The organism is Affinundibacterium fentianense, assembly GCF_018139545.1.
Lineage (GTDB): Bacteria > Pseudomonadota > Gammaproteobacteria > Burkholderiales > Burkholderiaceae_D > Undibacterium > Undibacterium fentianense.
Genome location: NZ_JAGSPJ010000001.1, coordinates 538,397 through 550,818 on the forward strand (window position 1 = coordinate 538,397; position 12,422 = coordinate 550,818).

General features: G+C 44.4%; 10 protein-coding genes and 2 tRNA genes. 4 read left to right on the forward strand and 8 right to left on the reverse strand.

All coding sequences use genetic code 11. From position 1 onward, the window contains the following. The first annotated feature begins 327 nt into the window (after nucleotides 1–327). The gene (gene nadB, locus KDM90_RS02400) at nucleotides 328–1,947 is read left to right on the forward strand and encodes an L-aspartate oxidase (protein WP_212674475.1); all 1,620 of its coding nucleotides are present in this window, start codon (nucleotides 328–330) and stop codon (nucleotides 1,945–1,947) included. Between the two features lie 77 nt (nucleotides 1,948–2,024). Here nadB and radA read toward each other — a convergent pair whose 3' ends face one another. Further along, on the reverse strand, nucleotides 2,025–3,407 hold the full coding sequence (gene radA / locus KDM90_RS02405; protein WP_212673988.1) for a DNA repair protein RadA: 1,383 nt from the start codon (nucleotides 3,405–3,407) through the stop codon (nucleotides 2,025–2,027). A gap of 177 nt (nucleotides 3,408–3,584) precedes the next feature. Between radA and lplT the strand changes: the two genes are divergently transcribed. Beyond that, nucleotides 3,585–4,847, forward strand: coding sequence for a lysophospholipid transporter LplT (gene lplT / locus KDM90_RS02410; RefSeq protein ID WP_212674476.1), 1,263 nt, complete (start codon nucleotides 3,585–3,587; stop codon nucleotides 4,845–4,847). Between the two features lie 31 nt (nucleotides 4,848–4,878). Here lplT and KDM90_RS02415 read toward each other — a convergent pair whose 3' ends face one another. From KDM90_RS02415 to tsaB, 4 genes are read right to left on the reverse strand one after another with little or no spacing between them, the layout of a single operon-like run. Next, nucleotides 4,879–5,835, reverse strand: coding sequence for a DUF1853 family protein (locus KDM90_RS02415; protein ID WP_212673989.1), 957 nt, complete (start codon nucleotides 5,833–5,835; stop codon nucleotides 4,879–4,881). 45 nt (nucleotides 5,836–5,880) lie between these two features. Further along, a complete protein-coding gene (locus KDM90_RS02420; protein WP_212673990.1) occupies nucleotides 5,881–6,633 on the reverse strand; it encodes a uracil-DNA glycosylase family protein in 753 nt (250 codons plus the stop codon). A gap of 37 nt (nucleotides 6,634–6,670) precedes the next feature. Beyond that, nucleotides 6,671–7,156, reverse strand: coding sequence for a ribosomal protein S18-alanine N-acetyltransferase (gene rimI, locus KDM90_RS02425; protein ID WP_230409557.1), 486 nt, complete (start codon nucleotides 7,154–7,156; stop codon nucleotides 6,671–6,673). A 3-nt stretch (nucleotides 7,157–7,159) separates the two neighbouring features. Further along, nucleotides 7,160–7,840, reverse strand: a complete 681-nt coding sequence (tsaB, locus tag KDM90_RS02430) for a tRNA (adenosine(37)-N6)-threonylcarbamoyltransferase complex dimerization subunit type 1 TsaB (protein ID WP_212673991.1) — start codon at nucleotides 7,838–7,840, stop codon at nucleotides 7,160–7,162. A gap of 100 nt (nucleotides 7,841–7,940) precedes the next feature. Here tsaB and KDM90_RS02435 point away from each other — a divergent pair, with 100 nt between their 5' ends. After that, nucleotides 7,941–8,360 (forward strand): thioredoxin family protein, encoded by a 420-nt coding sequence (locus KDM90_RS02435; RefSeq protein WP_212673992.1) that lies wholly within the window; start codon nucleotides 7,941–7,943, stop codon nucleotides 8,358–8,360. Between the two features lie 123 nt (nucleotides 8,361–8,483). Here KDM90_RS02435 and KDM90_RS02440 read toward each other — a convergent pair. The 3 genes from KDM90_RS02440 to KDM90_RS02450 form a co-directional block, all read right to left on the reverse strand. Continuing rightward, nucleotides 8,484–8,560, reverse strand: a tRNA-Arg gene (locus tag KDM90_RS02440). Between the two features lie 166 nt (nucleotides 8,561–8,726). Continuing rightward, nucleotides 8,727–8,803 (reverse strand) — tRNA-Arg (locus tag KDM90_RS02445). An 89-nt stretch (nucleotides 8,804–8,892) separates the two neighbouring features. Beyond that, nucleotides 8,893–10,770, reverse strand: a complete 1,878-nt coding sequence (locus KDM90_RS02450) for a potassium transporter Kup (protein WP_212673993.1) — start codon at nucleotides 10,768–10,770, stop codon at nucleotides 8,893–8,895. A 349-nt stretch (nucleotides 10,771–11,119) separates the two neighbouring features. Between KDM90_RS02450 and KDM90_RS02455 the strand changes: the two genes are divergently transcribed. Further along, nucleotides 11,120–12,331 (forward strand): tyrosine-type recombinase/integrase, encoded by a 1,212-nt coding sequence (locus KDM90_RS02455; RefSeq protein WP_212673994.1) that lies wholly within the window; start codon nucleotides 11,120–11,122, stop codon nucleotides 12,329–12,331. Nucleotides 12,332–12,422: the final 91 nt, after the last annotated feature.

The window sequence follows — 12,422 nt, forward strand, 5'->3', positions numbered from 1 at the left end:
AACTAGTGGAAAATTTGCATGCGGTATTAGATCAATTCGATCTATATTGTGTCAAGCAGTTTGCATGCTTTTTTATAATCTACTTATAAAAAAGGCCGTCAACGCGTATCGAATAAGACATTTAGCGGTATTTCGATTTACATTTTTCTTCAGCGTTGCGCATCAGTGCTAAACATTTCTGTCGACGCAATTACAAAAGAATCTGCGAACCGATTCGTACAAAATAGAAGAATATCAAATAATCTCAGGCGGTTTTCGGTCCCACAATCCTCGAAAATCGCATATAGTTGTGCCCTTTCTAGCGATTTATTACGGTTTATTTTCATGATGAAATTTGATGTAGCGATTGTTGGCAGCGGATTAGCAGGTTTATCAGTAGCATTGCATCTGGCAAAAACACACAGTGTGGCAATCATATCGAAGAGAACGCTACTCGATGGCGCAAGCAATTGGGCGCAGGGTGGAATCGCTGCCGTACTTGACTCGCATGATAGTCATGAACAACACATCCACGACACAATTATTGCTGGTGGGGGCCTATGTGACGAGGCTGCCACTCGTGCAATCATAGAACAAGGTCGGGCCGCAATTGATTGGCTGATCGAACAAGGTGTTCCATTTACGAAAGACCAAGATGCAGAATTGGGATTCCATCTGACCCGCGAGGGCGGACATAGCCAACGGCGTATTATTCATGCGGCAGATGCAACGGGGCATGCCGTACAAGTCACCCTAGAGCAATTGGTGAGAAATCACCCGAATATCACACTGTTCGAACATCACTACGCAATTGACGTGATCACATCCTCTAAAATCGGCGATGAATCCGCTACACCTCGCTGCTGGGGTTTATACGTTCAAGACGTCAAAACGGGTACAGTTCATACCTTTGCAGCCCAACACACCGTGATGGCAACGGGCGGCGCAGGTAAAGTCTATCTGTACACGACGAATCCAGATACGGCGACTGGAGATGGAATCGCGATGGCGTGGCGTGCTGGCTGCCGCGTCGCCAATATGGAATTTATGCAGTTTCATCCAACTTGTCTGTATCACCCATATGCAAAGTCATTTTTAATTACTGAAGCGGTACGCGGCGAAGGTGGCATATTGAAACTGCCTCAAGAAGCGGGTAGCGCAGCCGGGTCGAGATTCATGCTCAATCATGACGACCGCGCCGAACTTGCGCCGCGTGATGTGGTGGCACGCGCTATTGACTTTGAAATGAAGAAACGAGGTCTCGACTACGTAGAATTGGATATCAGTCATCAACCACCAGAATTCTTAAAAGAACACTTCCCAACGATTTATGCTCGCTGCCTAGAACTCGGGATTGACATCACAAAACAAGCGATTCCGGTCGTTCCTGCTGTGCATTTTACATGTGGTGGCATCGTCACCGACACAATTGGAAGAACCGATATCCCCGCACTTTATGCGGTTGGCGAAACTGCTTATACCGGGCTACACGGCGCCAATCGACTTGCCAGCAATTCACTGCTCGAATGCCTCGTCATCGGCAAAGCCACAGCCGAAAATATTGGAGAACAAGAAAAGATTACGATTCCAGACTTGCCAGCATGGGATGAAAGCCGAGTCGCCGATGCGGATGAAGAAGTTGTGATCGCTAACAATTGGGATGAGCTACGCCGTTTTATGTGGAATTATGTTGGCATCGTCCGCACGACCAAAAGACTAGAACGAGCAAAACATCGCATCAAACTATTAAAAGAAGAGATCGATGAATACTATGCCAACTTCAGAATTTCCAATCATTTGCTGGAGTTACGCAATTTAGTCGACGTCGCATCCTTAATTGTCAATAGCGCACTGTCGAGAAGAGAAAGTCGTGGCTTACATTACAGCCGTGATTATCCGAATACCTTACCAAAGGCCTTACCAACGGTGCTGTCTCCGAAACTCAAAATAAAAGGCTCAAAAAAATAGTCAATGATAAAGTTAAGCGCAGGCCATCCCGCATTGATTCCATACCAATTCAATGCGGTATCCGCTGGCAGATCTCGCTAATCTACCAAACCATCAACATCACGAATCTTATTTAGAGCCTCATCAATCCGATCAACTGCCACGATTTGTAATCCCTCAATTTTTTGTTTGGGCGCATTCGATTTTGGAATCATCGCAATTGAAAATCCCAATTTTGCAGCTTCCCGCAAGCGCTCCTGACCTCTCGGCGCAGGACGAATTTCGCCAGCCAAGCCCACCTCACCAAAAACGACCAAGCCTCGCGGCAAAGGCTTATTTCGCATTGACGAGTTAATTGCCATCAGAACCGCCAAATCAGCCGCAGGCTCTGTAATTTTGACACCCCCAACTGCATTGATAAAGACATCCTGATCAAAGGCAGCCACACCTGCATGACGATGCAAAACAGCGAGCAACATCGCAAGACGGTTTTGCTCCAGCCCCACAGAAAGTCGTTTTGCATTTGGCGCATGGGAGGTATCCACCAATGCTTGGATTTCCACCAAGAGAGGTCTCGTTCCTTCTTGCGTTACCATCACACATGATCCAGCCACCTGCGTATCGTGTTGCGACAGAAAAAGTGCGGATGGATTAGACACGCCTTTCAATCCTCGCTCCGTCATAGCAAAAACACCTAGTTCGTTGACCGCGCCAAAGCGGTTCTTGATTGCTCTAACCAAACGAAAACTGGAGTGCGTATCGCCTTCAAAGTAAAGCACAGTATCCACAATATGCTCAAGAACACGCGGCCCAGCCAGCGCACCTTCTTTGGTCACATGCCCGACCAAAATCATGGTGATATTCATCGTTTTAGCAACACGAGTCAATTGCGCTGCGCACTCTCTTACTTGCGCAACGGATCCTGGTGCGGAGCTTAATGCATCCGAATACAATGTCTGAATAGAATCAATTACGACAACTTGAGGTTTATGTTCGGCTAATGTATTTAAGATCTTTTCAAGTTGGATTTCCGCTTGCAAAGACAAATCTTTGGTCTCGACAGCCAAACGTTTTGCCCGCAACGCTATTTGAGCCCCGGACTCCTCACCGCTCACATACAAGACTTTTTTTATCCGCGCCAGGTTGGAAAGTGCTTGCAGTAATAAAGTCGACTTACCTATTCCGGGATCTCCACCGATCAATACCACACCACCTGAAACTAATCCTCCACCCAACACACGATCAAATTCTTCTATTTCGGTCCCAAACCTTGGGACGTCTTGTGCCTCTATTTCCGCCAAATTCAAAATGGGTGCACTTTGCGCTAGGCCTTGATATTTGTTCGAGAACCGATTTCCTACCTCCTCAACCAAGGTTTCGACCAAAGTATTCCACTGCTGGCAAGATGGACATTGCCCAGCCCATTTGCTTTGAACTCCGCCACATTCTGTGCATGTGTAATTAGTTTTTTGTTTAGCCATTCAATTTGCGCCCCGCGATGCCATCAACATCAGCTGAACCTAGTGTGTGAAAACACTGATATTTTACCCAGTATTGATTGAAATGCTTGTGGTATTTCAAGGAAACTGTACGAATTTCATGGTATAAAGCATCCCTGCTAGGCAAAGCAAATGAATAAGCAAAGGTCGACAGGACGAATGAAACGCGGTTTTTATACAATCATGGCAGCGCAGTTTTTCTCTTCGCTTGCTGACAATGCATTACTAATTGCTGCGATTGCACTCTTAGTCACTATGGATGCTCCAGCGTGGATGACTCCTCTATTAAAATGGAGCTTTGCGCTCTCCTACGTTTTACTCGCTGCATTCGTTGGCGCTTTTGCTGATTCACGCCCCAAGGGTAAGGTGATGTTTTTCACCAATTTAATTAAGATCGCAGGTTGCGTGATGATGTTCTTTAACGTTCATCCCGTAATCGCCTACGGCGTCGTCGGTTTTGGTGCGGCAGCCTACTCTCCAGCCAAATATGGAATTTTGACGGAACTATTACCCGCAGAAAAATTAGTCGCTGCGAACGGATGGATCGAGGGACTCACAATTAGTTCTATCATTCTTGGGGTCGTACTTGGTGGGAAACTTGTTGATCCCCAAATTTCAATTCGACTATTAAGTTTCGATTTTCCCTTAATAGATTTCGGAATCAACACCACCAATCAGTCGGCACTATGCGCAATCACAGCTTGTTATCTAATCGCTGCAATATTCAATCAGTTTATCCCGGATACCGGCGTCAAATATCAAAAACAGAAATCTCATCCTTTGTGTCTTCTTCGTGACTTTACCCATTGCTCCATCAAGCTTTGGCAAGACAAACTAGGTCAAATTTCTCTCGCCGTGACGACACTTTTTTGGGGGGCAGGTGCGACATTACAATACTTAGTATTGAAGTGGGCCGAGGTCAATCTTCAAATGCCTCTGAATAAAGGCAGTGAATTGCAAGGTGTTTTTGCAGTTGGGATTGCAATCGGGGCCCTTTTCGCAGCGCGAATCGTCCCCCTCAAAAAGTCATTATCGGTCATGCCACTTGGTGTCCTTATGGGACTGGTTGTGACGACAATGATCTTTGTAACGAATGTCTGGTTCGCGTACCCTCTCCTAATTTTTATTGGCGGTCTCGCAGGATTTTTTGTAGTGCCAATGAACGCCTTACTTCAGCATCGAGGGCATGTTTTAATGAGCGCTGGACATTCTATTGCGGTGCAAAATTTCAACGAAAATTTATCGATACTAGTGTTACTTGCTCTCTATGCTGTAATGGTGTCGCTGCAACTTCACACCCATATCATTATCGTTATTTTTGGTTTATTTGTCGCATCAACCATGTATGCCGTCATGCTCAAACATCGCGCCAACCAAAAGGAATTCGATTCAGTCGCACTAATAGGCGAATGCAAACATTAAACGCCAGCATATCGAAATTTAATTGACTCTCTCATGTTAAGCGAGAAGTACGGACGGTTTGGTACGCTTTCGCCGGCCAACTGTTGGCGACGACCATACCACGACAAATCTCTTGCATGACATCTCCATTCCGCTTCATGATAGCGACCAAGATTGGCGTGTCATCCGACGAAAAATGGCGGTGTAAAGTTTCAAGAATGAGACTCTTATCCATCACACTCTCAACGCTTACCTGAGCAGGCGCCAGCCATTGCAATCGATCCAGCTTCAAAGCGAAGGGAATAGCTAACTGCTCAAATTCTTGCATTGTCCACCAAAATCCCTTGCAATGATCAATGGCAATGCCATCGACTAATTCTTGCCGCTCCGAACTATGATAGAACAACCAACCTTTAATCAGCGCTTTCGCGCTGCTGATGCGTGTGCTCACCAATTTTTTTGCTGCATCATGCTGTGAAAGCGTTAGCTGGCGCTGCATGATTTTTTGCATTTTTGCACCAAGACTATCATTCAAATTCGGACCGAGATAATTGAACAAACTTGCTCTACCAAGTTCACTCTCATCACCGTAAAACAGATAGAATTTTGTCGCCAACTCGAGATGCTGCAATCCGTTATCTGCGTACAGCAAATAATCAAATTCGCCGATAGTCTCAGATCGCTCATTGCGCACCTGCAAGCCTTGTGCATATAACAAACCAACATGATTGAAGTAAAACGACAGTAGCCTTTCAGCGTAATGTCCGAGTCTTAGGAATTGATGAATTTTAAGTGACTCATGTAGCGGGGTTGGATGTGCATTAAGCTGAGACAGCCAAAGCTTCAACTTCTCAGATTCAATCATTTGAATTGCACCGACTTGTTGCCACCAGATCGGCGAACTCTGACATAGCAAATCGGGCGACGTCAGAATCCACGCCAATGCACGCACATGCGGATCAGTGAGGTGCTCCCACTCACGATGAAACTGAAATTGATAAGTATGCATTGCATCACCTCACATTCGTTAGTGTGATTCAAGCCAAATACAGATTTACTGCCACAATTCACAAAGTTGACGCCAGGCGTCCTTTTTTAACTCCGGATTTTGAATCATTGATATGGTGTTGGGTAGCTTCACCAATCGAATCCCTTGATAATTTACACCCGTCGGTAACATCGGATCATGGGATTTAGACGCAGCAAAAATTTGATAAAAAGTCGTGCGTTCGCCGCCGAGCAACACAATAAATCGAGGTTTGCGCAATGCAATTTCGATCTGTAAATGATGAAAACAAGCAAGCTGACTTTGATAGACCTCTTCCGGAATCGCTTTCACTCCCTCATCCTGGTTCACTCGCGCGCGAATCAAAGAACTCTTGTGAACCGTCGATATGCCCAAATTATAGATACTATTGACGATATTCTGTACCAACTTCGCATGTGCATCATTTCCTTCGCAAACCGCAAATTCCGTGACTAGCAGCACTTCGGATTGCTGAACAAATCCTTCAACTTCCTGTTTTCCATATCTTTGACAGAGATGGCAGCGATCACACAATTGCACGGAGCGTGCAAACTGATCTGCACTCAAATTAATTGCATCTAAATTTTGAATTGGATAGTCGTTAATTTGAACTTCATCATTGTTGGCAATAGCAAGTCGATCGTCAGTTGGTCTCTGCACTCTATTTGCATCCTCAAACCGTCCCCCAGACTCGGTCGCAGAATTGTCAAGAATATGCGCTCCTTGGCGTTCACGCCAAATCTCGCCGATCCCTAAATTACGTAAAAAATAGTCCCTCATGACACGCATCTTTCAAAAAAACTGCAACTTATGACGCCTAGACTAAACTCATACGCATAACAATCGCATCTTCCCTTTGTCCATTATGTGCGGGGTAATATGCTTTGCGACGCCCAATTTCTTCAAAGCCAAATCGTTGATAGATTTCCCTCGCTCTTCGATTACTGATACGCACCTCGAGGAGAATAGAGTGAAATTGTCTTGATGCCGCAAAATCCTTTAGATATCGCAATAAAATCAATGCATAGCCTTGACCTTGCTTGCATTGATCGACAGCGATAGTCAAAAGATGCAACTCATCAACTACCGGCATTAAGACAAAATAGCCAAGCAATTTATCTGAAGCATCGCGAATACCACATACCGCATGCCCCTGTTCGAAAGAATCTAAAAAATTACCGCGGCTCCAAGGGTGTGTGTATACAAGCTCCTCGATCGCCATAATGGCATTTAAATCCTCAATACCCAAATTACAGAATTGATACCTATCCATCGCTGCAAGTGAAAATGTCTGATTCATCATCAATTAAGAAGTCCGTGCCGACTCTCTCTCTAGCGTTGTAAGTGCCACCTTATTTCGTAAATAAAGTGGTTGCGCCATTGCCGGACTACATATCAACTCATCGAACAGAGCTTGTTTCGCGATTGGCAATATGAATTCTGCGGATGGTGATTCATATAAACATTTCACCAATGGATTTGAACATGTCAATCCAGTGCCGAGAACAATAGGGAGTTTTCTTTCAAACGAATAATTTTCGGATTCTGCCAGTGGGCCCAAACGAAGTTCGCCCACTAATTGCCAACGCATTCCATCAAATTGATAATGTCCTGAATACACTTCATTCATACGCGCATCGAGACAGCAAACAACATCCGTGACATTGAAGTGTCGACGCGCCGCCTCGGCCATAGGGATAAGACTGACAATTGGCAATACAGGTTTGTCCAAGCCAAATGCAAGCCCCTGAACAACGCCGCAAGCAGTTCTAACCCCCGTAAATGCGCCGGGACCGCATCCAAAAGCGAGCGCATCAACGTCGCGCAAGTCAATTTGAGCCTCGCCCAAAATTTCTTGTATGGCTGGAAGCAATCCAAACGAATGAGTGCTCACACCAGCCAACGTGCGTTTAAAAATCTGAGATTGGGAAAGCAATGCGACCGATGCAACATCCGTCGAAGTTTCGATAGCTATGATTGTTTTCATAGTTATATTTTACTCTTCATTCACAAAATAGTTGATGCGTTTCGCCAAGTAAGTATTGCGTGAGCATGGTGACAAACAAACTGATCAGGTAAAATAAGTTATGGATAAATCGAACTCGATCGACGACCTACAACTCGTCAAACTGAAACTAAATCAAACTCCCTGGCTAATTTGCTGCCTCTGCGCTGCATGGTGTGACACTTGCCAGATGTATCGCCGCAACTTTGAAGTAGTTCAAAGCCACCATCCTGAAAAATGCTTTGCTTGGCTTGATATTGAAGATCACGCCGACTTAATAGAGGATATCGATATCGAGAATTTTCCAACCATTCTCATTCAACACGATAACAAAATATTGTTTTTTGGCACGATGTTGCCTGACGCTAGTTTAGTCGATCGCCTCATTATTTCACTAGAAGATCGAGTCAAAGATAACAATGCAAGTGATATCCCACCGACCATACAAAGCTCATTCGGCAACCCGAATTGGGATTTGCGTCAAACTCTATCTACTCTGTGACTAAAGCCTATTCTTTCCATAAGTAAGAAGTAATAGTGCACAGCCTTTATGAAGTCAGCTCACCGACTTTCATCGCTAAAATAACGAAAAAAGGGACTAGATTTTCATCTAGTCCCTCTGATCTGGTGCGGCTGGCAGGAATCGAACCCACGACCCCTTGGTTCGTAGCCAAGTACTCTATCCAGCTGAGCTACAGCCGCGAAAAACAAAATTATAGCAGACTATTATCTAAAAATGAAGTATCTAATTCGATGAAATAAAGATCTCTACGACCAATCGATATTTAAACGAACCGTCTCGATAGAGAACTATCACAAATTAACTCAACGAAAAAAGGGACTAGATTTTCATCTAGTCCCTCTGATCTGGTGCGGCTGGCAGGAATCGAACCCACGACCCCTTGGTTCGTAGCCAAGTACTCTATCCAGCTGAGCTACAGCCGCGAAGACCAATATTCTAACACAAGTATTCGAATTTTATTGGTCAATTATTCTTAAATCCTCAAGCATTTTTAAATTTAACAATTCCTTGATTAGATTTCTACCTGGGCCCCAACCTCGATAACGCGATTGCTCGGAATCTGATAATAATCAGCAGCATCACGCGCATTCCGCGACATAGTTACAAACAAACCCTCGCGCCAACTCGCCATTCCACTGCCCGGACTAGAGATAATAGTCTGCCGAGAAATGAAATATGACGTTTCCAAAGGCTCAAACTCCAAACCGAAGGGAGCGCACAATGCCAGCGCATTCGGGATATCCGGCTCATTTTTAAATCCATAGTACACATCAATTTGAAAACAATTATTTTTTAAATCGCTCACTTTGATGCGTTCACTAAATGGAACCCATGGAATTTCTCGATTATGCAAGGTAATAAAGATAACGCGCTCGTGCAGGATTTTATTATGGGACAAATTATGCAACAAAGCATGTGGCACGCCATCGGCCTCGCCACGCAAAAAAACCGCGGTTCCCGCCACACGAACTGGCGGGGAGACAAACAGCGACTCCAGAAACTCCTCCAACGGGATCGCATGTTTTTTTAAGTTATCAAAAACCAACGAACGTCCGCGCCGCCAAGTCAACATGACAGTACAAATCCCAATACCCAAGGCAATTGGGAACCAACCACCACTAAAGAATTTCAAAGCATTTGATGAAAATAGTGCGATATCAATTAAGAAGAAGAAACTGGTCGATGCAATACACAAAGCCAAATTGTATTTCCAACCAAAACGAATCACAAAAAATGTAAGGATAGAAGTGACTAACATTGTGCCAGTATTCGCAATACCATATGCCGACGCCAAATTAGACGCAGAGCCAAATCCAATGACAGCAGCAACCACCGCAGCCAGTTGCAACCAATTCACGACTGGAATATAAATTTGGCCAATCTCCTTCGACGAGGTATGAACGATCTTCATACGTGGTAGAAAACCGAGAGAGATTGCTTGCTTTGTCATTGAGAAAGCACCAGAAATAGTCGCTTGCGATGCAATCACGGCTGCCATAGTTGACAAGACGACCAATGGATAAATACTCCAATCACCCAATTGATTGAAAAATGGATTTTCAACTGCCGTCGGCTCAACCATGAGCAAAGCCCCCTGCCCCAAATAATTGAGGCCCAATGCCGGAAATACGATAAAAAACCAAGCAGTACGGATGGGTTTGGCACCAAAATGTCCCATGTCAGCATAAAGAGCTTCAGAGCCAGTAAATGCCAAGACAACCGCACCTAGTGCAATAAATGCAGACCATTTATGCAAAACCAAAAACTCAACGGCATAGAGTGGGTTAAAGGCAGCCAGAATCCCCGGCATTCGAAGAATATTGTACAAGCCCATGGCGGCCAATACGGCAAACCATAGAACCATTACGGGACCAAATAGCTTGCCAATCGTCGCTGTGCCTCTCGATTGTACCGCATAGAGACCAACTAGGATCATTAGCGTTATGGGTACAACAAATGGCTTCAATGCTGGAGTCGCAACCTTGATCCCCTCAATGGCCGATAGAACGGTCATTGCTGGTGTGACGACGCCATCCCCATAAAATAAGGACGCACCAACCACTCCTAAGATCACGAGTGGAAAATACAGTTTCGAATTCTTGCCGACCGATTCCAGGGTTAAAGCAGCAAGCGCCATAATCCCCCCTTCACCGCGGTTACTTGCTCGCAATACCAACGTGACATATTTCAATGAAACAATAAATATCAATCCCCAAAGGATCAACGAAACGATGCCAAGAATATTTTCTAAACTTAATGCGAGCCCATGCTTGTGATCAAAAACTTCTTGCATGGTATAGAGAGGACTTGTGCCGATATCGCCATAAACGATACCGATTGCAGCCAGGGTCAACGCCGAAAGGCTGCTCTTAGTTTGATCGTGGGCCAATTGGTTTCCTTGTAATTATTGGTGCATTGCACAATAGTCGAAGGGCAAGCGAAATTCAAGATGCATTATCAAAAAAAAGACAGCCTACGCCTAAAAAAGATTTTACGAAAGCACAAAAGAAAAATGCCCGCTTAATTTACATTAAGCGGGCACCAATTCTTTGGCGGAGACGGTGTCTGCTTAAAAATATTCCAACACAATCCAATCACAACTTAAATATCATTAAAAATCAATAGATTAAACAAAACCCCGTCCAACAAAATCCAATCAAAGCTATCAAAATCCACTGAAAAATGGCATACTGAATGGCATACTGAAATTATCAATCCACCTTAAAAACATCGTATAAATGGCTACATTAACAGATGTCAAAGCACGTTCAATTACCTCTGAATCTGGAATTCTTCCCCACGGAGGAGTGACAGGATTAGCGTTACACCCATCCAACACTAAAGGATCGGGCAAATGGGTTTTACGTTTTGTCAGTCCAATTACACAAAAACGCCGAAACGCTGGATTAGGAAGTTACCCCGAAGTTAGCATCGCCCAAGCTGCCAAAGCAGCTATAGAAATGCGATCACAAATTGAACAAGGGATAGACCCTCTAGAAGAAAAAGCAAAGATTGCAAAAGTATCGAAAGCTCCGACTTTTCAAGAAGCATCTAAACTCCTGCACGCAGAGCTTCTACCAAGTTGGAAGAATGATAAACATGGGCAACAATGGATTAACACTCTAGAACAATATGTGTTCCCAATTATCGGCAAATTACTGCTTGATCAAATTCAACCGAGACACATCGCAGATACTTTACGCCCCATTTGGCTAGAAATACCTGAAACGGCTGGTCGAGTTAAACAACGCATTCATGCTGTTATGGCTTGGGCTTGGGCACACGAATATTGCCCGTCAAACCCTGTCGACGTTGTGCAGTACCTACTTCCCCCTCAACCTAGCAAATCAGTTAGAACTAAGCACCAACCTGCAATGCCCTGGGCGGATATACCATTGTTTATCAAAACGCACTTAAGAAATGGAAACAAGTATGACGTCACACGACCCATGCTGGAATTCCTAATTTTAACTGCGGCACGCTCAGGTGAAGTCAGGGAAATGACATGGTCTGAAGTTAACTTTCAAGAAGAGACTTGGATCGTACCTGCTGAACGGATGAAAGCTAAATTACTACACCGTGTTCCCCTTTCAAAACGTGCAATCGAAATTTTACGATCTCAACAAGGTTTTCATGAGGAGCTAGTATTCCCTTCTCCACGTAAACAAAAAGAACTATCTGACATGGTACTTACTTCATTTTTAAGAAGAGTAAAAGCGAAAAGCGATACTCCCGGAAGATTTGCCACAGCACATGGATTCAGATCAAGCTTCCGTGATTGGTGTAGTGAGCAAGGATATGCTAGGGATTTAGCTGAAAGATCATTGGCACATACTGTCCAGAACAAAGTGGAGGCAGCATATCATCGGACAGACTTACTTGAGCAGCGTCGAAGTCTACTTGAAACTTGGTCTCATTTTTGCACATCAAGAAATCAGCAAATAGTCTGACAACTAACATCTGAAGCATGCTCAACTTACAATGAATGCGAAACTTCAACGAAGAGAATGTCGAAGACCCAGAACACATAAAATTTTTTCA